Genomic DNA, 22,092 nt, shown 5'->3' on the forward strand with positions numbered 1-22,092 from the left:
CCCCCCCCCCCCCCCCCACTACCCAAGACCGCGCGTCAGCGCGCCAGCCAACCACCATCGACCGGCAGCACCGCACCGTTGATGTAATCCGATGCCGACGACGCCAGGAACACGGCCGCACCGGCCAGGTCGTCCGGGGTGCCCCAGCGGCCGGCCGGGATGCGGTCGAGGATGGCCTTGTTGCGATCCTGGTCGGCGCGCAGCTGGGCGGTGTTGTCGGTGGCCATGTAGCCCGGCGCAATGGCATTGATGTTCACGCCCTTGCCTGCCCACTCGTTGGCCAGCAGGCGGGTGATGCCGGCGATACCGCTCTTGCTGGCGGTGTACGACGGCACGCGGATACCGCCCTGGAACGACAGCATCGAAGCGATGTTGATGATCTTGCCGTGGCCCTGTTCGATGAAATGGCGGCCGGCAGCCTGCGAGATGAAGAACGCAGACTTGATGTTGACGTTCATCACGTCATCCCAGTCCTGCTCGCTGAAGTCCACCGCATCGGCGCGGCGGATCAGGCCGGCGTTGTTGACCAGGATGTCCAGCCCGCCCAGGCCTTCGATGGTTTCGCGCACCACGCGCGCCACCGGCTCGATGCTGATCAGGTTGGCCTCGATGGCCAGGCAGCGGCGGCCCAGCGCGGTGATCTTTTCGATGGTTTCGGTGGGCGGGGCGATGCCGGCCACGGCGACGTCGGCGCCAGCGGCGGCCAATGCCACGGCGATGCCCTGGCCCAGGCCGGTATTACCACCGGTTACCAGAGCGACCTTGCCTTCCAGGCTGAAGGGATTAGCCATTGCGTATGCATTCCTTGATAGAGGCGAGCGGGATCAGCGGCAACGGCCGCCGGCACGCGGTGCGTGGCGGCCGGGCAGGGCTTACTTGAGCTGGCAGATGTCCAGCACGTGCATGTCGGTGTAATCGAGGTTCTCGCCACCCATCGCCCAGATGAAGGCGTAGTTGCTGGTGCCGGCGCCCATGTGGATCGACCACGGCGGTGACACCACCGCTTCGTTGTTCTGGATCACGATGTGGCGCTGCGCGGCCGGCTCACCCATGAAGTGATAGACGCGGTCGCTGTCACCGAGGTCGAAGTAGAAGTAGACCTCGCTGCGGCGGTCGTGCAGGTGCGGCGGCATGGTGTTCCAGACGCTGCCCGGCTTGAGCACGGTCAGGCCCAGCAGCAGCTGCGAGGACTGGCAGGTGGCCGGCACGATGTACTGGTAGATGGTGCGCTCGTTGCTGGTTTCCAGCGCGCCGCGATCCAGCGCCACCGCATCCTTGATCGACAGCTGCCTGGTTTCGAAGCGAGCGTGGGCGGGGGTCGAAGCCAGGTAGAACTGCGCCGGGTTGGCGGCGTCCTGCGAGGCGAACACGACATCCTTGCTGCCCATGGCCACGTACAGGCCGTCCTTTGGACCCAGCGTGTAGACCGTGCCGTCGACGGTGATGGTACCGGTGCCACTGCCGACGTTGATCACGCCCAGTTCCCGGCGTTCCAGGAACGGATGGCCCGCCGCCGACGCCGGTTCGGTCTGGGTCGGCAGGGCCAGCGGTGCGTCCACCGGTGCGGCACCACCGATCACGAAGCGCTCGTAGTGGGTGTACTTGAGGGTCACCGCACCGGCATTGAACAGGCCATCGAGCAGGTACAGGTCGCGCAGCTGGTCGTTGCTGGCACCGTTGATGGCATCGGGATGGGTGGCGTAGTGGGTCTTGCAGTACATGGCTTCTCCAGAGCGGGGGGCGGGCCGACGGGTCGGCCCCGGCACGGTTCACGGTCGATTCTAGCCAGACAGGAAACCGGTGTCATTTTGCGTCGCACGATAGCGGCGGCTGGCCGGGCGGGGCGAGGTAGAGGGGGTGGGAAGGTGAAGTGTCACCACCAACGGTGGTGACCTTCCGGATTGAGGCCTTCGGCCTCAGTCCTCTGGCGGCTGGCAGGAATCGCGCACGATCAGGTGCGGCCGCACGCTGGCAATGGGCAACGATGCCTGGCCTTCGGGCTGGATCAGCATCGCCGCAGCGGTACGCCCGGTGTCGCGGGTATGCCTGCGTACCGAGGTCAGCGAAGGCCACAGGCGGGAGGCCAGCGGGCTGTCGTCATAGCCGACGATGGACAGCTGACGCGGAATGTTGATGCCGGCGCGCAGCGCCACCTTGTAGATGCCGGCGGCCATTTCGTCGTTGCCGGTGAAGATGGCGGTCGGACGGCGCTTGCCCAGCAGCAGTTTCTCGGCAGCGGCCACGCCGGATTCGAAGGTGTAGCCCGCCTCGATGATGCGGTCCTTCGGCAGTTCGATACCGCGCTGTGACAATGCGTCGATGAAGCCGGCGGTACGCTCATGGGCGGAACGGTAGGCGCTGGGACCGGTCACCAGGGCAATGTCACGGTGGCCGAGCGAAAGCAGATAGTCGGCGGCTTCGGCTGCACCGTCACGGTCATGGGTGACCACCATCTGTGAGCTTTCATCCAGCGGCAGTGCAGCGACGCGGGTGAAGCGGCAGCCGATCTCATCGAGCATGTCCGCCAGCGCCTGGTCTTCCGAGGCGCGCGGCACCAGGATCACGCCGTGCAGCTTCTGCTGCTGCACGAAGCGGCGCACGCCCTCGATGTAACCGGGGCTTCGGCTGTCACAGGGGTGCACAACCAGCTCGAAGCTGGATCCGCGCAGTGCGTCCAGCGCACCGTACTGCATGTCCACGATGTACTGCGCGGTGGGGTTGTCGTAGACCATGCCGATCAGGAAGGAGCGGCGGAAGGCCAGTCCACGGGCCAGCGGATCGGGCATGTAGCCCACTTCACGCATCAACGCTTCCACCTTGTCGCGCGTGTCCTTGCGCACCAGCGGTGAGTTGTTGATGATTCTTGAAACCGTTTTCTTGGATACACCCGACAGTCGCGCGATGTCGTTGATGGTGGCTGCCTTGCCCTTCGCCAATGCCGGCGTAGCGGCATCGTTCTTGTTGCGCACTGACATGTTTTGAACCCGATAAGTCTGGGGATTCCGGCTCCGCGCTCAATCCAGCGCGCGGTAGCGGAAGTTGCGGAAGGTTACCGTACCGTCGCCGGCCGCATACAGCGCCGGCTTCAGCGCCAGGAACCTGCCCGCTACATTGTGATGGTAACCGGACACTTCCATCTGAACCGGATACTTCTGCCAAGTGTGCCCGTCTGTACTGGAGTGGAAGGTGACGATGTGGCGGTTGTTGGTGACCCGCAGCCACAGCCGGCCGCCACGCGCACCCGTCGCCAGTCGGGCAGGGCGTTCCTCGCCGTAGCGATGCATGATGAACGACTCGCCATTGCTGCCCACTCCCGCATACAGGCGGTCGCTGTAGAACAGCAGCGCGCCGCCCACGGCGCCGGGGGCGATCTCCATCTCCACCTCGAACTGGTAGGCCGGGTCGCCGGCGATGGTGGTCAGTGGCGAGGCGTCGCGCGGGCTGCTGCCCTTGCCCTGCAGGACCATACCGTTGCCGCTGAAACCCAACCGCCGGTACTCATCCGGTGCCGGGTTGAAGAACGCCCACTGCGGGCCGAGCGTGCTGCCTCGGAAATCGTCCGACAGCGCCATGCCATGCGGGGCCAGCGCCTGTCCGGCCGGCTTGCGCAGCGGCTGGCCGAGATCGCCGCCCGTGGCCCGGAACCAGCCATCGCCGGTCCACTCGATCGGCTCCAGCAGGGCCTGCCGCCCCAGCGTCCAGAAGCCGTTCTCGTAACCGTGGTACATCATCCACCAGCGTCCATCGGTGCCTTCGATCACCGTCGCGTGGCCCCGAGACCACCAGGGTTCGGCCGCCGACCGCGTGCGCGTGATCGGATTGTTGGGGGCATTCACCCAGGGACCGTGGATCGAACGCGAGCGCGCAGTGATCACCATGTGCCCGGTCGGTGGGCCGGCGGTACCGCCCACTGCGGTGGTCATGTAGTACCAGCCATCGCGGAAGTGGATCTTCGGGCCCTCCTGCGCGTAGGCCTCCACGTCCCAGCTTTCCGGGTAGCGCCAGCCGTCATAGACATGCGTCGGCGTGCCGACCACGCTCAGGCCATCGTCGGCCAGCTGCACATAGTCGCCGCCGCTCAGGAACAGATAACGCTTGCCGTCCTCGCCCACCGCATGACCGGGATCGATGTAGCCCCCCAGGCCGATATCGATCGGCGCGCTCCACGGGCCCTTGATGTCATCGGCCCAGACCACGAAGTTGCTGCGCCGGCCAGCGGTACGGGCCGGGAAGTAGATGAAGTAACGCCCCTGGTGCTTGACGATGTCCGGCGCCCAGATCGCGCCGACGTTGCGGGTGATGGCATGGCCAAGCGGCTGCCAGTTCACCAGGTCGCGCGAATGCCAGATCGGCAGGCCGGGATAGGCATCGAACGAAGACAGCGTGAGGTAGTAGTCGTCGCCGTCCTTGAGCACCGACGGATCAGGGCGGTCACCGGCCAGTACCGGGTTCAGGAAGGTGCCATCGCCCCGGTCGGCCTGGCGCTGGTGTTCCAGCCCCCGCGCCCACGGCGTCGGCACCGGCGCGGCATCGGTGGCCGCCACCGGCAACGCCGGCATCAGCAGAGCGAGCAGGGTGGCGGCGGTGACGATACGCAGCGCGTGCATGGCGGCCTCCTCCGGTCTCAGCCGCGCAGCGCGGCTGGCAACCACAGTGACAGGGCGGGGAAGAAGGCGACCACCAGCAGCACGCCCAGCGCGGCGAACCAGAACGGCCAGATGGTGCGCATGCTCTGGCCCACGCTGATCTTGCCGATGGAGGTCCCGATGAACAGCACCGATCCCACCGGCGGTGTCACCAGGCCCAGACCGCCCGTCAGTACCAGCACCAGGCCGAAGTGGATCGGATCGATGCCGTAGGCCCTGGCCACCGGCAGGAAGATCGGCGTGCAGATCAGGATCATCGGTGCCAGGTCCATGAAGGTGCCCAGCAACAGCAGCATCACCACGATCATCAGCAGCACCATGAACTGACTGTGCGCGAACGACTGCAGGAAATCCACGGCCGCAGCCGGTACCTGCAGGTAGGCCAGCAGCCAGCCGAAAACGGCGGCGGTGGCGATCACGAACAGGATCACGCCGGTACTGCGCGCAGCATGGATGACGGTGTCGAAGAACTCGCGCCAGCGCAGCTGCCGGTACAGCACGGTGGTGACCAGCAAGGCGTAGACCACGGCGATGGCCGCGCTCTCCACGGCGGTGAAGATGCCGGCACGGATGCCGACGAAGATCAGCGCGACCAGGCCCAGGCCGGGCAGGGCGGAGACAATGCGCAGCGCCACGGCGCGCCAGCCGGGGAACACTTCCACGCCGTAGCCGCGACGTCGTGCCACCACATAGCCGGTGATCATCAATGCCAGCGTCATCAGCAGCGCCGGTACGATACCCGCAGCGAACAGATCGGCGATGGACAGGCCCCCTCCCGCTGCCGCCGAGAACAGGATCAGGTTGTGCGATGGCGGTACCAGCAACGCCACCAGCGCAGCGGTGATGCTGACATTGACGGCGAAATCGCGGTCATAGCCGCGCTTGACCATCTGCGGAATCATCGTGCCACCGACCGCCGACACATCGGCGATGGCTGAGCCGGACACGCCACCGAAGAACAGCGAGGACAGGATCGAGACCTGGCCCAGGCCACCGCGCAGGCGTCCGACCAGTGACGAGGCCAGCGCGATCAGCCGCTCGGAGATGCCGCCGCGCATCATGATCTCGCCTGCAAAGATGAACAGTGGAATGGCGATGAGCGAGGCGGAGCCGGTGCCGGCCGAGATCTGTTGCACCAGCACGATGCTGGGAATGTCCAGGTAGAGCAGGGTGGCCAGCGCCGCGGCGGCCAGCGCGTAGGCCACCGGCACGCCCAGCAGAAGCAGCACGGCGAATACGGAGAACAGGATGGTGATGCCCATGGATCAACGATCTCCTTCAGCGTCGTCGCTGCCGGCGTCGCGGGCCTGCAGCGCTTTCCACGCACGGTTCAGCGCGAACAGCACCATCAGCGCACCACCCACGGCCAGCGGCAGGTAGTTGATGCTCTGCGGCAGGTTGGCGCCGGCGGTCTTGATGTCCAGCCCGTCCAGCAGCAGATCGGCCGACCAGAAGGCGATGAACCCACCCAGCACGGCAACCACCAGCTGCACCAGCACATCCACCGCGCGGCGCACGCCGGGGCCCATGTGAGCGTGCAGCAGGAAGAAGCCGAAGTGGCGGTTGGTATGCACGCCGCAGGCGGCGCCCAGGCTCATCGCCGTGGCCAGCAGCAGCAGGGTGACCGGCTCGGTCCAGCTGGGCGAATCGTTGATGACGTAGCGCGCGAACACCTGCCAGCCCTGTACCACCACCAGCCCCAGAAGGGCGGCGACGGCACAGTAGATGGCGATGTCGGCGATGCGGTCCAGCAGTCGCTGTGCGGGCCCGGCGGTGGCCGGCAGGGTCATGGTCATGGCAGATGTCCTCAGGCAGCGCGGATGCGGTCAACCAGCGCGGCGATGTCCGGCTGCTGCAGGTACTGCTTGAGCAGCGGCTGGGCGGCGGCCCTGAAGGCCGGCATGTCGACCTCATTGGCTTTCACGCCATAAGCCAGCACGGCGCGGCGTGCAGCGTCCTCCGACGCGTCCCAGTGCTCGCGCATCACCGTCACCGATGCGCGTGCGGTGTGCAGCAACAGCTGGCGATCATCCGCGCCCAATCGTTCGAAGCGGGCGCGCGACATCAGCAGCACGTCCGGTGCGTACGAATGGTCGCTCTGCGACCAGTAGTGCGCTGCTTCGAAGTGGCGGCTGGAGTGGAAGCTGCGCATGTTGTTCTCGGCACCATCGATCATGTGCGTTTCCATGCCCGAGAACGTGTCGCCCAGCGACATCGGCGTCGGATTGGCGCCGAGCAGGCGCATCAGCTGGATGAAGATATCCGAGGAGGCCACGCGCAGCTTCAGGCCATGCAGATCCATCGGCGAAATGATCGGATGCTTGGTGTTGTAGAAGCAGCGTGCGCCGGAATCGTAGATCGCCAGTCCAACCAGGTCGCGGCTTTCAAAGCCGCGCAGCACCGTGTCTGCCACGCCGCTATCGAGCGCGGCGCGCTGGTGCGCGACCGACCTGAAGACATAGGGCAGGCAAAGCGCCTGGGTCAGGGGAAATGCATTGTTCAGTGCACCGGCATACACGCGGGTGATGTCGATGGCACCGAAGCGTGCCATGTCGATCGCTTCCGACTCGCGGCCCAGCTGCCCTGAATGATACTGGCGCAGGTGCAGCCGGCCGTTGGTCTCACGCTCCAGCGTTTCGCCGATCCACTTCACCGCAGTGACGGTCGGGTAGTCGGCCACGTGCACGTCGGTGGCGGTCAACAGGGTGCTGCCGTCCACGCTGCCGCCCGGCCCGCGGCCGCAGGCGGCGAGCATCGGCGTAGCCAGTGCGGCAGCGCCACCGGCCAGGAAGTTACGTCGTGTGATCATCTGCGCCCTCCCGCGCGTGTTCACCAGGGCAGGCCAGCGGTCAACCCGCTGGCACGGCCCGGCAGGCAATGTCACCGAAGCCGGCAAAGCGCACCAGCGCCGTTTGTCCTGCCTCGATGTCGTGGATGCCGGTGGCATTGCCGGTTGCGATCAGATCGCCCTTGCGCAGCGGCCGGCCGCGCAGCGCCGAACGGGACAGTGCGAAGGCGTAGGCCGCACGCAGGCCACCGGGCAGGCGGGGCGCTCCACCGGTGCCGACCACCTCGCCGTCGATGAGGGTTTCCGCGCGCAGGTCGATCTCATCGCGGGCCGTCCAGCCGGCAATCTCCTGCCCCAGCACCAGCCCGTTGTTGTTGCCGAAGTCGGATACCACGACGCGCGGGCCCAGTTCGTTGATGGTGGCCAGCGGGCTGCTGGCCACTTCCACGCCGATGTAGAGGCGCGCGGGCAGGGCCTCAGCCTGCTCCGGAGACCAGTGCAGCTGACCGGCCGGCGCGTCTTCCAGCAGCTCCAGCACGTACTCTGCCTCCACTGCACCGAAGCCGCCGGCGAACACCGGGATGTCCGTTGTTCCACCGGTATCATTCCAGAGCTGACGTTTGAAGATCGGCCCCAGCAGGCGCTCGTCCCCGGAACCATCGCGACGCTCGGCGGCGATGTATCCCACCTTCCAGCCGATCACCTGGTCGTCCCAGAGATCAATCGCCTGGTCCTGGACCAGGTAGGCATTCACCAGATCGGCCGGGATTGCGCCTGGAAACGCAGGCAGGGCGCTGCCTGCGCGGCGTGCGGCGGTGAAGGCGCGGGCGATCGCGGCTGCATCGTCCGGCGTCGGCGTCTGCCCCTGTGTGCCGTGTTCGTTGCTCAAGAACGGTCTCCCTCTGCGTTGTTGCACTGCCCATCGACAGCGTCTGCAGGAGGTGTATATGGTAAACCGGTGTCATCACGCAAGCCGCAGCGCATCACGCCCTCTTTCCCGGCGCGTGCGGCACGCTGCCCACCCCCGCTGGAGCCCGGTCCGACATGCGTTTGCCCACCCTTGTACTGTGCCTGTCCGTTCTGCTGGCCGCTGCGCCCGCACCTGCCGCCGAGGTCCCGCTGCGCGACGGGCAGCGGCTGGGCAGGGAGGTCGCGGGCGAACGCCTGCCCCTATGGCCAGACGGCCGGGTGCCCGGCGAGAGCAGCCCGGCACGGCCGGCGCGCGTGGTTGAACGCAGCCCCGACCCGGCCCATCCGGACCGGTTCGTTGATGGCATCGATGCGCCCTACCTGATGGTGCACACCCCTGTACATCCGAACGGCCATGCCGTGCTGGTCATTCCAGGCGGTGGTTACCAGCGGGTGGTGATCGACAAGGAAGGCAGTGCGCTGGTACCCGACTGGGTGCAGCGCGCCGGGTTTACCCTGTTCGTCCTTCGCTACCGTCTGCCGCAGCCGGGCAGGGACCGCCAGGCCGCGCTGGCCGATGCCCAGCGCGCGCTGCGGGTGGTACGCGACCAGGCCGCGCGGCGCGGACTGCGCACCGACGACGTAGCGGTCGTTGGCTTCTCCGCCGGCGGCCACGTGGCTGCGCGGCTGGCCACCGGTTTCGATGCCACGGTCTATCCCGCAGGTGATGTGATCGATCGGTTGAGCGCGCGGCCGGCGCGGGCGGTGCTGGTCTATCCGGTCATCGACATGGGCGCGCATGCACACAGCGGTTCGCGCGGGCGCCTGCTGGGCGAGCATCCTGATGCCGCCCTGGCTGCGCAGTATTCCCTGCAGCAGCACGCCCGCCCGGACATGCCACCGACGATGCTGATACATGCCAATGACGATCGGGTGGTCAGCGTGCACAACAGCCAGGTGATGGCGCAGGCCCTGGCCGCCGCGGGTGTCGAGCACGAGCTGCATGTGTTCGCCCATGGTGGACATGGCTTCGGCATGCACCTTCAGCGCGGTTCGACGCTGGCGCTGTGGCCCGCCCTGGCACAGGCCTGGCTGGTGGCAGGGGCCGGTGCGGAGGGCGGCCGGTGACGGGAGCGCCAAGCGATCTGCAGCGCCGCCGCTTTCTGCGCGACAGTGCGCGCTGGGCGTTGGCCACGGCCACTCTGGCAGCCCTGCCGGCAACGGCGGTGCCGGGTGCACGCGACGACCGCCTGCCGATCGTCCGGCTGCGCGGAGGGCGTGTGCGTGGCCAGCGTCAACAGGGCGTGCTGGTGTTCCGTGGCCTGCGCTACGGCGCCGATACGGGCGCCTATCGCTTCCAGCCACCACGCCGGGAAGTGGCCTGGAACGGGATCGCCGATGCACTGGACTATGGCGCGGCCGCACCACAGGGCGGCACCGAAGGTCCGGGGAGCGAGGACTGCCTGTACCTCAACGTCTGGACGCCCGCGCTGGGCGATGGCGGCCGTCGCCCCGTGCTGGTCTACATCCACGGCGGTGGTTTCAACCATGGCGCCGGCAGCGACCCCCTCTACGACGGCAGCGCGCTCTGCCGTCGCGGCGACGTGGTGGTGGTCACCCTCAACCATCGCCTGAACGCCTTCGGCTATCTGTATCTGGGTGCGCTGGGTGATGCACGCTACGCCGCGTCGGGCAATGCCGGCCAGCTCGACCTGGTGCAGGCGCTGCAGTGGGTGCGCGAGCATGCGGCCACCTTCGGCGGTGATGCCGGCAACATCACCGTGTTCGGCCAGTCCGGCGGAGGGGCCAAGATCGCCACGCTGATGGCGATGCCGGCCGCACGCGGCCTGTTCCAGCGTGCCTGGACGATGAGCGGACAGCAGGTCACTGCGGCTGGCCCGCGTGCAGCGGCGCAGCGCGCAGCGATCGCCATGCAGGCCGTGGGCGCGAAGGACCTGGCGGCATTGCTGCGCTTGCCCACCGCCGATCTGCTGGCAGCCACCCGTGCACGCGATCCCTCACGGGTGGAAAGCTCGTCGTTGTACTTCGGGCCGGTACTGGACGAAGTCTGCCTGCCGGTCCATCCGTTCTGGCCGCAGGCACCGCGGCAATCGGCCGGCATTCCGATGGTGATCGGCAATACCCGCGACGAGACCCGTGCGTTTCTCGGCAATGATCCGGCCAACTTCGCCTTGACGTGGGACACCTTGCCGGCGCAGCTGGAACGCCAGCAGTTCGTCGATCTGCTGCCGCAGACGGTGATCGCCGAGTACCGGCGCCTATACCCGCACTACACGCCGTCGGAGGTGTTTTTCGCGGCCACCACCGCCGGGCGGTCCTGGCGCGGTGCGCTGGAGGAACTGGAGGCGCGTGCGCGCCAGCCCAGCGGCGCTGCCCCCACCTGGGCGTATCAGCTGGAGTGGGGATCGCCGGTGGAAGAAGGCCGGCTGCGCGCCTTTCATACCCTGGACATTCCGCTGGTGTTCGACAACGCCGGCCTGCCGGGGTCCCGCACCGGAGGCGGTGCAGATGCGCAAGCGCTGGCCGCGACGATGAGCGATGCGCTGATCGCGTTCGCGCGCACCGGCGACCCCAATCATCATGGAATGTCGCAATGGGCCCCTTACGGCCTGCCGCAGCGGCAAACCATGCTGTTCGACCGCCACAGCCGCGTGGTCGATGATCCACGTGCGGGCGAACGGGCGCTGTATGGAAAAGTACCGTTCGTGCAGCGCGGCACGCAGTGATGACACCGCGGTGCAAACATTCCGTTAACTCCTCTCGGCTAGAGTCGGGTCATGGGAGAGATGTCCTCGCCACTGTCGTTCACCGGACGCGAGCGCCTGGTCGCCGCGATCGATACTGCGGTGATGCTGCGCAGGCCCGAGGCGATCACCGGGGCGCTGCAGCAGGTCCTGCGTGAGGCCATCGTCGATCCTTCGATCCAACTGCCGCCCTGCGTGTGGCGCCCGGTCGAAGGACACTATGCCCGCCGCGAACTGCACCGCAGCCCGACCCTGGGCTACAGCGTCATCGCGATGTGCTGGGGCCCGGGCCAGGGCACGCCACTGCACGACCACGATGCGATGTGGTGTGTGGAGGGCGTCTGGCAGGGCGAACTGGTCGTCACCCCGTACGCACTGCTGGAGCAGGATGGCGAACGCCATCGCTTCGCCGCCCAGCCGACGCTGTACGGCCATCGCGGCAGCGCGGGCAGCCTGATCCCACCGCACGAGTACCACACGCTGTGCAACGCCAGCGATGCGGATGTGGCGGTATCGCTGCACGTGTACGAGGGCGTGATGGAACGCAGCGCCGTGTTCGAGCCGCTGGGTGAAGATTGGTACCAGCGGCGGGTGAAACGCCTGGAAACCGAAGCGTCCTGACGGTATCCGCCGGGACACACCCGGCGAAGCGATGGAATCACTGCGGCACGGCTGCCACGTTGTTCAACTGTGTCACTTCCTCGCCGCCATCGGCCAGCGCCACGCGCACGCGCAGCCCACTGCGGTCACCGGCCGGCAACGGCAGCAGGATCCGCACGGTCTTCGGCTGCAGGTCGGTCGGTGCCGCCATCGCGGGCACCTCGGTGCGTGCGATCTCGCGGCCACGCGCATCTTCCAGCACGGCCACGCCCACGCCACTGCCAACGTGGCCCAGGCTGTGCACGGTCACCTGCAACTGGCGGCCGTCCACATGCAGATCGCCACGGCCCACGCCCAGGTCCGCGCGCGTCTCCACCGGCGTGCCCGCAGACACACGCTCGAACTCGAACACCTCGGTGCGGCCAGGGCGGAACCGCATCGGTACCGAGGCACTGGTCTCCAGCTTCACGCTGCGTTCGACCGGCGTGCCGTCGATGCGGCCATCGCCGTTGGTATCCACGCCACTGCGGATGCGCCAGGTACCGCTGGCCACGTTCCAGCCGGTCATGTCAGCGGCAATGGTGCGCGCCCCCAGGTTGTAGCTGGTCACGGTGAAGCGCTCGCGCGAGGGCGCATGCACCAGCAGGGCGACCTGCTCGGCGGCACCATCGCGGTCGAAGCGCCAGCTGACGGTATGGCCAGGCCAACTCTGGTTGCGCTTCAGCGCGATGCCCCCCAGGCGTGCGCGCTGCAGGAATTCGCTCGGTGCTTCCACCCGATCGGACCACCAGTGTCCATCGGTGTTCATGTAGGCGCGTTGCACCTTGGCCTGGAGGCCCTCGGCATGCAGCGCATCGATGTACTTCATGTCACCACTGGCCTGCCACGCCATCAGGCTGGCGAAGCCGGTCCTGCCGGCATCGGCCTCGGCGGTCAGCTTCGGGTACCAGTCCTGCTGCCGGCCGAGCACGTCGACGTAGTTCTCGCCGAGGTTGGCCAGCGCACCCGGGCCACCGCGCGCTACCCGGTAATCCAGCGCCTGCAGGTACTTCGCATCGCCGGTCCAGCGCCACGCCGCCCAGAAGGTGTGCATCGTGTCGCCGCCGCCGGAGCCGTTGTTCAACTCGCCGCCGCGGGTGGCACCGGTGGCCCAGTTGATCTCGTTGGGCAGGGTGAAGCGCCCCTGGTCGTCCTTGCCTGCATGGGCCAGGTAGCCATCGGCCAGGCCGATCACCAGCCTGCGGCCAGTCGGGTCGGCGTTGTACTGGCCCAGCAGGAAGGCTGGGTGCAGCACCGGGAACGAGTACGGCTTCTGCCACTGCCAGTTGGGTTCGCGGTAGATCTTGTTGCCACCGAACCAGTTGCTGGAGAACAGCAGGTGGCCCTGCGGATTGCGCAGGATGATGCGCTCGTCGAAAGCCTTCACCGTTTCCATCAGCCGCTCCAGCGTCAACGGGTCGCCCCAGTTGAGGTAGAGCATGGCGCTGTTGGTGTTGATGCCTTCCTCATAGGAATGCAGTTCGTCGGTTTCGATGGTGCTCAGGCCATTGCTGAACATGCCATTGCGGTACACCGCATCGGACAGCGCGGTCAGCGAAGCATTCAGACGCTCCGGCTGCACGCCCATCAGCGCCAGCCCCGGCCACTGCTGGGTCAGGTCGGAATCATCGGAAATGCCGCCGCCGAAATCACCGTAGGCCACCTGCCGCTCATCGATCCACCAGTCAACGAACCGGCGCACCTGGGCCAGATCCTGCACTTGGTTGAACGCCCACGCCGGCACCCCCCTGGGTACCTCCGGTGCGGTGTAGGGTGGTCGACCCTGGCTGTTGTAGCTGATGTAGTTCCAGTACAGGCGGCCAAGTTCGTGATCCGGATCCACGCGCAGCAGATCGCTCAGATCGGCGTACACGCGTGCATAGAGGCGCTGCCGCTTGGAGGTGGTGTGTTCCTCCACCAGGAAGCCCCAGTTGTCGCGAACCTGGTTGAAACGGTCGGCCACGTGTTCCTTCAAGGCTTCGGCACGCGGCTTGAACACCAGGCGGATCTGCGCGCCGTTCAGCGCGCCGGCGTCGAAGCCCGGTGCGGCCGAGGCGATGCTCAACCACAGGCTGTCCGGGGTAAGGATGCGATCGCGCAGGTCCAGCCACAGCGTGCGCTGCTGCCCCGGCGGCACCGACACCGAGACATCGATCATGTCGCGTGCCGGCCAGATCGGGTCCTTGATGCGGATGTTGAGCGGGATCAGCCCATCGTGGGTGGCCGGCAGGTCCAATGCAGGAAGGTCGATGGCCACGCCATCCAGGCCGTCATGCATGTTTTCCCAGCTGTAGGCCCAGCTGCGGATCAGCGGCTGGTTGGCCGGGGCGTCGCCCACGCCGGAAGGAATCAGTACATGCACGATCGGGCGAGGTTGCGCCGGCAGGCTGTCGGCGCTGCGCCGGCGCGAACCGGCACCCTTGGGCAGGGCCATCACCGTGCTGCGCTCGGACACCGGGAAGCGGCCATCGATGTAGCGCCGCAGCGCATCGAGGTTGGTGTAGTCGGGCAGGGCCTGGCTGTCGATCACATAGGTCTGCTTGACCGTGCCTTCCGGTTCGGCGCCTTCGCTCACGTTGTAGGCCCAGACTTCCTGGATCGGTGTTTCCTGTTCCACGTTGCTGAAACGCAGCACGCCTCCCTGCTGCGCGGGAATATCCTGCACGCTGCGCACCACGCCGCGCGGGCGCGTGGCCAGCACGTCGGTGGCATGTTCTGCGTCGGGCCCGTGGGCCAGCGTGCCGAAGGCCGCACCGCGGATCTCCACGCGGTTCACGGTCTCGCCCACCGGCAGGGTCAGGTCCAGGTGCTGCCCGCTTTCCACGTAGGTGTTCCAGTCCGGCAGCTGGAAATAGTCGTTGCGGCCGGGCAGGCGCGAGCGGTTGTAGACGCCCGGCCAGGTGGTTTCGGCGATGCCATCGGTGGCCTTCCACATCCATGCCTTCATGTCACGGGTGTCGGCGAATTCGATCTTGCGGATGCGCGTTCCGCCCGCCGCCAGCGCAGGCGGTGCCGCACCGTCCCAGCCGAAGCGGTGGCGCCATGCGCGCTGGTCAGAGGCCGGCGCCACCGCGTTGGCCGCAACCTTTCCGGCGGCCAAGGCCTGCACTGCCGACGCGTCCAGCATGCGGTCATACACGCGGATGTGCTGGAAATCACTGCCGCGCAGGAAGTTGTAGCGGCTCTGCACCTGGTACGGAGCCATCACCCGGCCCGCCAGGCCAAGCTGATCCAGCGCGGCATCGTAATCGCCGGTTGCCTGCGCGCGCGCCACTTCACGGCCATCGACGAACAGGCGCACGCCCTGGTCTTCGTCCCAGGCGAAGGCCAGGTGCAGCCACTGGTCCGGCCGCGGCGGCGTGTCCACGCGGAAGGACACGCGGGTGCGTGCGAGGTTGGCATCGGTGACGAAGGCATCGAAACCGTGTCCGTTCCAGTCGATGCGCAGCCAGGCCATGTCCCAGCTGCTGTGGTCGGCGTAACCGACGCGGAAGATCACGAACGGAGCCTCGCCCACAGCATAGCGCGAGCGCCAGTCGAAGGCGAGAGTGCCGCGCTGGGCGAGGATGTTGCCCGGCGCGTCCCAGGCAAGCACGCCATCGTCTTCCCACTGGATCGCTTTGCCACGTACACCGTCGTCGACCACCGCCACCTTGTCGCGGAAGTTCGGTACGGCCTCGCCCTGCGCTGTCGCAGCCTGCAGGCCGTGGTTGGCATCGACGTGGAAGAGCAGGGTGGGAGCAAGCAGGTTGGGGGCATCGGCGGCGGCCGTCGCGGGGCCAACAGCCAGCGCCACTGCCAACAGCAGGCAGCGAAACACAGTCGTGCGGTGCGGCATGGAGATGTTTCCTTTCAACGGGCCACGGCCGGCGGTGGGCCGCCGGACCGTAGCAAGGCCACGCCGCGACGGCACCTTGCGGCGCAGCAGTGGTCACGGCGAACGGCGGCGCGCATCGATGCGCGCCGCCGGCGTTGCTCAGAACTTGTAGCGCACGCCGAGCAGGAACTGGCGGCCGGTTTCGGTGTACTGCAGCGGCAGGCGGCCGGTCGCCGGCGAGTACACCCACTCGTCCGACGCTTCGTTGGTCAGGTTGATGCCTTCCAGGCTCAGTTCCAGCTGATCGCTGATCTTGTAGCGGATCGAGGCATCAATGACCGTGGTACCGGTCATGCCGTGGTAGCCGTCCAGGTTGAAGCCGGTTTCCTGGCCGGGCACCTGGGTGAGGTAGTCGTCGCGGTTGGTGGCCGAGACGCGACCAGCAAAGGTTTCGCCTTCGTAGAACAACGTCGCGTTCCAGGACGACTTGGACAGCCCCAGCAGATCGTTCTTCATCACTGGCTGGCCGGCCGAGTTGATGTACTGGATCTTCGATTCCACCCAGGTGTAGTTCAACTGCACACCGAGGTTGGACCACTTGCCCGGCAGGAAAGTGAAGGGCTGCGTGTAGTTGGCTTCTGCACCGTACAGTTCACCACCGGGGGTGTTGACCGGGCGGGTGAAGGTGAAATCGTCGGTGGGCGAGGCGCCGGTACCGATCAGCAGTTCGGCGGGCAGGCCGCTGTCGGTGTACGGGCGGTTCTCGCGCAGGGTCTGCACGGAGGTCTCGATGTCCTTGTAGAACAGGCCCAGGCCGGCCATCGCACCTTCAGCGAAGTACCACTCGAAGCCCAGGTCGACGTTGGTGGCGCGCGTCGGGTCCAGGTTGGGATTGCCGCTGGAGATGGTACGTGCACCGCCGGCCACGGCCACCGTTGCACCGGGCGTCAGGCTACCCAGGCCCGGACGGGTCATCACCTTGGCCGCGCCCAGGCGGATCAGGAAATCAGGCGTGACCTCGGCCACCAGGTTGAACGAAGGCAGGGTGTCGTCGTAGGTGCGGGTGGCGGTGGTCGAGGTGGTGCCACTGGCCAGCGTGGAAAGCCCGGTGGACGACTGCTTGGTGCGCACGTAACGCACGCCGACGTTGCCCGACAGCGGCAGCGAGCCGATCTCGGTGCTGAACTCGCCCATCAGGTACACACCGCGATCCTTCTCTTCCACGCTGCGCACGTTGTTGGCACGCGGTGCGACGGCGTAGATGCCGCTGTTGCTGTAGATGTCGAACTGGTCGGCGATCGCGTCCAGGTTCGGCACCACCCAGTTGGACGGGTTGCCGTTGATGCCCTTCAGGCCGGCGGGGCTGGTCATGTCCACCGGCACGATGCGGCTGCCGTTGGCGAAGGTGGGCACGGCCAGTTCGCTGGCGCGGCGCAGCTCGGTGGTCTTGAACGTGTAGTCCTTGGCCAGCACGCCGCCCTTCAGTCGGAAGCCGGGGCTGATGTTCCAGTTGAAGTCGATCTGGCCGGTGTCGAAATCGTTGTCCACGTACTGCGGGCGCAAGCGGATTTCGGCCAGCTCCCAACCATTGGGATCGGTCGGGTCGATGCCGTAGTTGAGGATCGGGAAACGGCTGTTGCCACGGTAGTCGTAGCTGTAACCCTTGACGTCATACTTGTCCATGATGACCGTGGTCTGCACCGGGTTCTCGTGCCTGGAGCGCGAGATGCCCAGCTTGCCGGACACGGTGAAATCATCACCGAAACGGTGCTGGCCGTTCAGGCTGATCTGCTTGAACTCGGTGCTCCACTCGTCGTGGCGGTTCTCGGTGCGGATGTCGACGTTGTCGAATTCGCCGTACAGCAGCGCACCGTTGCGGATCTCGCCATTCTTGACGATGGTGCTCGGCTTGCCGACCAGGCGCGGCGTGCTGCTGCTGCCACGGCTGAAGGAAATCGCTTCGATGTACTGCTCATCGCGGGTGGCATCGATCTTCGAGTACAGCACGTCCAGCGAGACTTCGGTGGCGGTGCTGGGCTTCCACTGCAGCGAGCCGGTCACGCCCAGGCGCTTCTGCTCGTGCTCCATCTGTACATAGCGCGGGAAGCGCGGGTGGAAGACATCGGCCGCACGCGCTGCGGCAAACGGTGAGGACGCGGCGAAGTTGCCGTTGCTGGGGCCATTGGCCCAGCGTCCGGTGTTGGAGCCTTCCTCCAGCACCTGGCGCTCGGAGTAGGCCACCGACAGCAGCGCGCCGAAGGTGCCATCGGCGAAGGTGTTGGAGATCAGCGCGGCCAATCGCGGGTCGGCTTTTTCAGCCATCTGGTTGTAGCCGGCCTGGCCACTGGCGGCGAAGGTGAAGCCGTCATAGTCGAACGGGCGCGCGGTGCGCAGGTCGACCGTGGCACCCAGCGATCCTTCTTCCACGTCGGCCGAGGCCGTCTTGCGAACCAGCAGCTGCGAGAACAGGTCCGAAGCGAACACATTGAAGTCGAAGCCACGGCCACGGTTGGTACCGCCGCTCTGGTCACCGGCACCCACGGTGGTCAGCGCCTCCATGCCGTTGATGCGCACGCGGGTGAAATCCGGGCCGAGCCCGCGCACCGAAATGTTGCGACCCTCACCGGCCTCGCGGGTGATCACCACGCCCGGGATGCGCTGCAGCGATTCGGCCAGATTCAGGTCGGGGAACTTGCCGATGTCCTCGGCGACGATGGCATCGACCACGCCGGCCTCGCCACGCTTGATGTCCAGGGCTTTCTCGACACTGGCGCGGTAGCCGGTGACGTTCACCGTGTCCAGGTCGGTAGCGGTCTGCTGCTGGGCGGTCGCGTTTGCCGACAGGGCCAGTGCAACGCCCATCGCCAGCAAGGTAACCGGTGTCTTTTTTCCATGGATCCGAGATTGCATGCCTTTCCCCTCTCCCAAAGGTCTGGTATCGCGGCTGTATAGCGGAATGACACCGCTGGTCAAAACCGACGTTAGCAGCACGATTGGGATCGGGCATCTTGCACCGCAACAGATCTGTAATGTCTCCAAGATGCTTGCGGGACAATGCTTTCGACATCACGACCAAGCACGTGCAAGGCAAACTCGGTCTAGAATGACACCGATAGTCAATTGCCACGCCCCCTCGCGTGGTCCACTTACATGCCATGCAGTGTCCCATGCTGGTGGCGCGCGTGAAGGAGCTGATATGGGTCGTATCGTCTGTTTCGGTGAGCTGTTGCTGCGCTTGGGCGCGCCCGGCAACGAGCTGCTGCTGCAATCGCCACAGCTGCAGGTCCACGTGGGTGGCGCCGAGGCAAACGTAGGTGTCTCGCTGTCCCGGCTGGGACATCACGTGGCGATGGTGGGCGCGGTGGCGGGCAATCCGCTGGGGGCCCATGCGCTGGGCGAACTGCGCCGGCACGGCGTGGATACCCGTCATGTGCGCGAAGTACCGGACGCACGCATGGGGCTGTACTTCCTCACCACCGGCGCGGTCCAGCGTGCCAGCGAAGTGGTCTATGACCGCGCCGATTCGGCGTTCGCGCGCAGCACCGCGGCTGACTATGACTGGCCCGCGCTGCTGCAGGGCGCACAGTGGCTGCATGTATCCGGTGTCAGCCCGGCACTGGGACCGGAGGTGGCGGCCGCCACGCTGGCGGCGGCATGCGCGGCCCGACAGGCCGGTGTCCGGGTCTCCTTCGACGGCAATTTCCGGCCGCGGCTCTGGCAGCGCTGGGGCGGAGATGCCCAGGCGGTGTTGCGCGAGCTGTTCGCGCAGGCTGACATCGTGTTCGCCGACTATCGCGACATGGAAGTCGTATTGGGCACGCGCTTCAGTCAGCCGGAGGTGATGGAGCGGATCGACGCGGCTGCAACCGCCGCGTTCAGTGCATTTCCGCAACTGCAGTGGATGGCATGCACACAACGGCAGGTGCTGAGCGTGGACCATCATGCGATGGGCGCGTTGCTGCTGGGTCGTGACGGGACGCGCGCGCACGCCCCGCCGCGCCATCTGCAGGGCATTGTCGACCGCATCGGCGGCGGTGATGCCTTCGCGGCCGGCATCCTGCATGGCATCCTGTGCGGCCTTGATGCCGACGCCACCGTGCGTTTCGGCTTGGCCGCCGGGGCGTTGAAGCACTCCATTCCCGGCGATTTCAATCCTGTCAGCGAAGCTGACGTGCTGGCCCTGTTGGGCGAGGAGCGATTCGATGTCCGCCGCTGATCCGCGCCTGCGCGCACTGTTGAAACTGGCACCGGTGATTCCGGTGTACACCCCCGAAGATGTGAATGAAGCGGTCAACGTGGCCCAGGCGCTGTTCCGCGGCGGCCTGCCGGTGATCGAGGTGACCCTGCGCACGCCGCAGGCACTGGACGCCATCAAGGCGATGGTCGAGGCCGTGCCGGATGCCGTGATCGGCGCCGGCACCGTGCTCACCCCGGCGCAGATGCAGGCGGCAAAGCAGGCCGGGGCGCGTTTCGCGGTGTCGCCCGGTGCAACGCCGGCGCTGTATGCCGCCGCGCGTGATGCCGACCTGCCTTACCTGCCGGGTGCCGCCACCGCCTCGGACCTGATCCTGGGCCTGGAGCACGGCAGGGACACCTTCAAGTTCTTCCCGGCAGTGCAGGCCGGCGGTGCCGCGCTGCTGGCGGCCTGGCACGGCCCGTTCGCCGACGTGCGCTTCTGCCCGACCGGCGGCATCAGCGCACAGACCGCGCCGCAGTTCCTCCACCTGCCCAACGTGCTGTGCGTGGGAGGCTCGTGGCTGACCACCCCGGCGCTGCTGCAGACCCGTGACTGGGACACCATCGAGCGCCTGGCCCGTGAAGCCGCCGTGCTGGCCAGCTGAACCAGCGGCACGAATTTTCAAAGGTTTGATCGTGATCAAAGCGCCGGCCCCTGGCCGGCGTCATTCTGTGGGCAAGCGCACTACGGAGATCCGGACATGAATCCAACCATGAAGGCCGCTGTCGTGCGTGAGTTCGGCAAGCCACTGGTCATCGAGGAAGTCTCGGTACCGCGCCCGGGGGCGGGCGAGGTACTGGTCAAGATCGAGGCCTGCGGCGTCTGCCACACCGACCTGCACGCCGCCGAGGGCGACTGGCCGGTGAAACCGAACCCGCCGTTCATCCCCGGCCACGAGGGCGTGGGGCACGTCGTGGCCGTGGGAGGCGGGGTAGGGCACGTCAAGGAAGGCGACAGGGTCGGCATCCCCTGGTTGTACTCGGCGTGTGGCCATTGCGAACACTGCCTGGGTGGTTGGGAGACGCTGTGCGAGACGCAGCGCAATACCGGTTACTCGGTCAATGGCGGCTTCGCCGAGTACGCACTGGCCGATGCCAACTATGTCGGCCTGCTTCCGAAGGAGGTGGGCTTTGTCGAGATCGCGCCGGTACTGTGCGCCGGCGTGACCGTCTACAAGGGGCTGAAGGTCACCGACACCAAGCCCGGTGACTGGGTGGTCATCTCCGGCATCGGCGGCCTCGGCCACATGGCGGTGCAGTACGCCCGCGCGATGGGCCTGAACGTGGCTGCGGTGGACGTGGACGACAACAAGCTGGCACTGGCGCGTCAGCTCGGTGCACAGGTCACCGTCAACGCGCGCACCACCGATCCGGCCGCATTCCTGAAGAAAGAGATCGGCGGCGCGCACGGTGCACTGGTCACTGCGGTGTCGCCGAAGGCATTCGAGCAGGCACTGGGCATGGTCCGCCGCGGGGGTACCGTGTCGCTCAACGGGCTGCCTCCGGGCAACTTCCCGCTGGACATCTTCGGCATGGTGCTCAACGGCATCACCGTGCGCGGTTCGATCGTCGGCACCCGGCTGGACCTGCAGGAATCGCTGCAGTTCGCCGCCGAAGGCAAGGTCGCCGCCACGATCAGCACCGACCGCCTGGAAAACATCAACGATGTGTTCGCGCGCATGCACGCGGGCAGCATCGAAGGCCGCGTGGTGCTCGACTTCGCCGCCTGACCGCCTGTGCATGGCCGCCGTTGCACCGTACCCCTCTCCCACGGGCACGGCGGCCATGCCGATCCACCGGTAGCGCCGGCAGCTGGCCGGCAACCGCAGGCGCTTCGCGCAGCCGTACAATGCGCGCATGCCTGGCCTGCTCAAGACCCTGTTCCTGTCCATCGTCGCCCTGATCGGCGGCGTGCTGTCGCTCGCGCTGGTCAGCAGCGTTGCCAGCTGGTTGCCGCCGCTGATGGGCCTGGCACCGGGCAACAACAGCGTGCAGCTGGGCTGGGACCTGGCGTTCAGCGTGCTCGGCGGCGTCGCCGGCATTTCCTTCGCCACCTACTACGCACCCTGCTGGCCGCGTTCGCACGGCTTCTCGATCTGGTCGCTGATCGCGCTCGGCTGCGGCTATGCGGTGTGGAGCGTGGGCGCGGATTTCCCGATGTGGTTCGTCGTCTCCCTGCTGGGATCGCTGCCGCTGCAGCTGCTGGTGGGCTGGTGGTTCGGTCGCCGCGCGTCGCGCGATCCGCGCTGAGCACATACAGGTAGTGCCGGCCGCTGGCCGGCAACCTCGGCC

17 protein-coding genes are annotated in these 22,092 nt (G+C 66.9%); 7 read left to right on the forward strand and 10 right to left on the reverse strand.

What is annotated here, in order from left to right; translation table 11 throughout:
* Nucleotides 1-35: 35 nt before the first annotated feature.
* The 8 genes from kduD to ACMZPQ_RS12720 all read right to left on the reverse strand — a co-directional run bounded on the left by kduD (nt 36) and on the right by ACMZPQ_RS12720 (nt 8,323).
* A complete protein-coding gene (kduD, locus tag ACMZPQ_RS12685; RefSeq protein WP_049456664.1) occupies nt 36-791 on the reverse strand; it encodes a 2-dehydro-3-deoxy-D-gluconate 5-dehydrogenase KduD in 756 nt (251 codons plus the stop codon).
* A gap of 81 nt (nt 792-872) precedes the next feature.
* Nucleotides 873-1,721 (reverse strand): 5-dehydro-4-deoxy-D-glucuronate isomerase, encoded by an 849-nt coding sequence (kduI, locus tag ACMZPQ_RS12690; RefSeq protein ID WP_049456665.1) that lies wholly within the window; start codon nt 1,719-1,721, stop codon nt 873-875.
* 195 nt (nt 1,722-1,916) lie between these two features.
* Nucleotides 1,917-2,975, reverse strand: coding sequence for a LacI family DNA-binding transcriptional regulator (locus tag ACMZPQ_RS12695; RefSeq protein ID WP_004153364.1), 1,059 nt, complete (start codon nt 2,973-2,975; stop codon nt 1,917-1,919).
* A 39-nt stretch (nt 2,976-3,014) separates the two neighbouring features.
* Nucleotides 3,015-4,559: a family 43 glycosylhydrolase gene (locus ACMZPQ_RS12700; protein WP_197582706.1), complete on the reverse strand. Its 1,545-nt coding sequence runs from the start codon at nt 4,557-4,559 to the stop codon at nt 3,015-3,017.
* 65 nt (nt 4,560-4,624) lie between these two features.
* Entirely contained in the window at nt 4,625-5,908 is a 1,284-nt protein-coding gene (locus ACMZPQ_RS12705) for a TRAP transporter large permease (RefSeq protein WP_197582697.1), read from the reverse strand.
* Between the two features lie 3 nt (nt 5,909-5,911).
* Nucleotides 5,912-6,436: a TRAP transporter small permease gene (locus ACMZPQ_RS12710; RefSeq protein WP_414486104.1), complete on the reverse strand. Its 525-nt coding sequence runs from the start codon at nt 6,434-6,436 to the stop codon at nt 5,912-5,914.
* Nucleotides 6,437-6,453: 17 nt separating this feature from the next.
* Nucleotides 6,454-7,455 (reverse strand): TRAP transporter substrate-binding protein, encoded by a 1,002-nt coding sequence (locus ACMZPQ_RS12715; protein ID WP_197582699.1) that lies wholly within the window; start codon nt 7,453-7,455, stop codon nt 6,454-6,456.
* Nucleotides 7,456-7,495: 40 nt separating this feature from the next.
* A complete protein-coding gene (locus ACMZPQ_RS12720) occupies nt 7,496-8,323 on the reverse strand; it encodes a 2-keto-4-pentenoate hydratase (protein WP_197582700.1) in 828 nt (275 codons plus the stop codon).
* Between the two features lie 155 nt (nt 8,324-8,478).
* Here ACMZPQ_RS12720 and ACMZPQ_RS12725 point away from each other — a divergent pair, with 155 nt between their 5' ends.
* Genes ACMZPQ_RS12725 through ACMZPQ_RS12735 form a run of 3 tightly spaced genes read left to right on the forward strand, consistent with a single transcriptional unit; the run spans nt 8,479 to nt 11,729 of the window.
* On the forward strand, nt 8,479-9,471 hold the full coding sequence (locus ACMZPQ_RS12725) for an alpha/beta hydrolase (RefSeq protein ID WP_197582701.1): 993 nt from the start codon (nt 8,479-8,481) through the stop codon (nt 9,469-9,471).
* Nucleotides 9,468-11,090 carry a carboxylesterase/lipase family protein gene (locus ACMZPQ_RS12730; protein ID WP_197582702.1) on the forward strand — a complete coding sequence of 541 codons (1,623 nt, stop codon included), beginning with the start codon at nt 9,468-9,470 and terminating at the stop codon, nt 11,088-11,090. The genes ACMZPQ_RS12725 and ACMZPQ_RS12730 overlap by 4 nt, the downstream gene beginning before the upstream one ends.
* A gap of 51 nt (nt 11,091-11,141) precedes the next feature.
* Nucleotides 11,142-11,729 carry a cysteine dioxygenase family protein gene (locus tag ACMZPQ_RS12735; RefSeq protein WP_197582703.1) on the forward strand — a complete coding sequence of 196 codons (588 nt, stop codon included), beginning with the start codon at nt 11,142-11,144 and terminating at the stop codon, nt 11,727-11,729.
* Between the two features lie 37 nt (nt 11,730-11,766).
* Here the strand turns inward: ACMZPQ_RS12735 and ACMZPQ_RS12740 are convergent, their stop codons facing one another.
* Complete coding sequence (locus ACMZPQ_RS12740) at nt 11,767-15,585, reverse strand: LamG-like jellyroll fold domain-containing protein (RefSeq protein WP_197582704.1); 3,819 nt, start codon at nt 15,583-15,585, stop codon at nt 11,767-11,769.
* A 138-nt stretch (nt 15,586-15,723) separates the two neighbouring features.
* Nucleotides 15,724-18,474, reverse strand: a complete 2,751-nt coding sequence (locus ACMZPQ_RS12745; protein ID WP_197584152.1) for a TonB-dependent receptor — start codon at nt 18,472-18,474, stop codon at nt 15,724-15,726.
* A gap of 286 nt (nt 18,475-18,760) precedes the next feature.
* Between ACMZPQ_RS12745 and ACMZPQ_RS12750 the strand changes: the two genes are divergently transcribed.
* The 4 genes from ACMZPQ_RS12750 to ACMZPQ_RS12765 all read left to right on the forward strand — a co-directional run bounded on the left by ACMZPQ_RS12750 (nt 18,761) and on the right by ACMZPQ_RS12765 (nt 22,050).
* Entirely contained in the window at nt 18,761-19,780 is a 1,020-nt protein-coding gene (locus tag ACMZPQ_RS12750; RefSeq protein WP_197584154.1) for a PfkB family carbohydrate kinase, read from the forward strand.
* The gene (gene eda / locus ACMZPQ_RS12755) at nt 19,767-20,405 is read left to right on the forward strand and encodes a bifunctional 4-hydroxy-2-oxoglutarate aldolase/2-dehydro-3-deoxy-phosphogluconate aldolase (protein WP_197584156.1); all 639 of its coding nucleotides are present in this window, start codon (nt 19,767-19,769) and stop codon (nt 20,403-20,405) included. The genes ACMZPQ_RS12750 and eda overlap by 14 nt, the downstream gene beginning before the upstream one ends.
* 96 nt (nt 20,406-20,501) lie before the next feature.
* The gene (gene adhP / locus ACMZPQ_RS12760; protein ID WP_197584158.1) at nt 20,502-21,530 is read left to right on the forward strand and encodes an alcohol dehydrogenase AdhP; all 1,029 of its coding nucleotides are present in this window, start codon (nt 20,502-20,504) and stop codon (nt 21,528-21,530) included.
* A gap of 127 nt (nt 21,531-21,657) precedes the next feature.
* On the forward strand, nt 21,658-22,050 hold the full coding sequence (locus ACMZPQ_RS12765) for a hypothetical protein (RefSeq protein ID WP_197584160.1): 393 nt from the start codon (nt 21,658-21,660) through the stop codon (nt 22,048-22,050).
* Nucleotides 22,051-22,092: the final 42 nt, after the last annotated feature.

Source organism: Stenotrophomonas maltophilia, from assembly GCF_047497515.2.
In the GTDB taxonomy this organism is placed as follows: Bacteria; Pseudomonadota; Gammaproteobacteria; order Xanthomonadales; family Xanthomonadaceae; genus Stenotrophomonas.

Excerpts from the sequence above, each read along its gene's own strand:
- adhP (WP_197584158.1), top strand. The coding sequence starts at position 20,502 with ATGAATCCAACCATGAAGGCCGCTGTCGTGCGTGAGTTCGGCAAGCCA.
- ACMZPQ_RS12705 (WP_197582697.1), bottom strand. The coding sequence starts at position 5,908 with ATGGGCATCACCATCCTGTTCTCCGTATTCGCCGTGCTGCTTCTGCTG.
- kduI (WP_049456665.1), bottom strand. The coding sequence starts at position 1,721 with ATGTACTGCAAGACCCACTACGCCACCCATCCCGATGCCATCAACGGT.
- ACMZPQ_RS12740 (WP_197582704.1), bottom strand. The coding sequence starts at position 15,585 with ATGCCGCACCGCACGACTGTGTTTCGCTGCCTGCTGTTGGCAGTGGCG.
- eda (WP_197584156.1), top strand. The coding sequence starts at position 19,767 with ATGTCCGCCGCTGATCCGCGCCTGCGCGCACTGTTGAAACTGGCACCG.
- ACMZPQ_RS12765 (WP_197584160.1), top strand. The coding sequence starts at position 21,658 with ATGCCTGGCCTGCTCAAGACCCTGTTCCTGTCCATCGTCGCCCTGATC.
- ACMZPQ_RS12695 (WP_004153364.1), bottom strand. The coding sequence starts at position 2,975 with ATGTCAGTGCGCAACAAGAACGATGCCGCTACGCCGGCATTGGCGAAG.
- kduD (WP_049456664.1), bottom strand. The coding sequence starts at position 791 with ATGGCTAATCCCTTCAGCCTGGAAGGCAAGGTCGCTCTGGTAACCGGT.
- ACMZPQ_RS12700 (WP_197582706.1), bottom strand. The coding sequence starts at position 4,559 with ATGCCGGCGTTGCCGGTGGCGGCCACCGATGCCGCGCCGGTGCCGACG.
- ACMZPQ_RS12715 (WP_197582699.1), bottom strand. The coding sequence starts at position 7,455 with ATGATCACACGACGTAACTTCCTGGCCGGTGGCGCTGCCGCACTGGCT.
- ACMZPQ_RS12710 (WP_414486104.1), bottom strand. The coding sequence starts at position 6,436 with ATGACCCTGCCGGCCACCGCCGGGCCCGCACAGCGACTGCTGGACCGC.
- ACMZPQ_RS12750 (WP_197584154.1), top strand. The coding sequence starts at position 18,761 with ATGGGTCGTATCGTCTGTTTCGGTGAGCTGTTGCTGCGCTTGGGCGCG.
- ACMZPQ_RS12725 (WP_197582701.1), top strand. The coding sequence starts at position 8,479 with ATGCGTTTGCCCACCCTTGTACTGTGCCTGTCCGTTCTGCTGGCCGCT.
- ACMZPQ_RS12735 (WP_197582703.1), top strand. The coding sequence starts at position 11,142 with ATGGGAGAGATGTCCTCGCCACTGTCGTTCACCGGACGCGAGCGCCTG.
- ACMZPQ_RS12745 (WP_197584152.1), bottom strand. The coding sequence starts at position 18,474 with ATGCAATCTCGGATCCATGGAAAAAAGACACCGGTTACCTTGCTGGCG.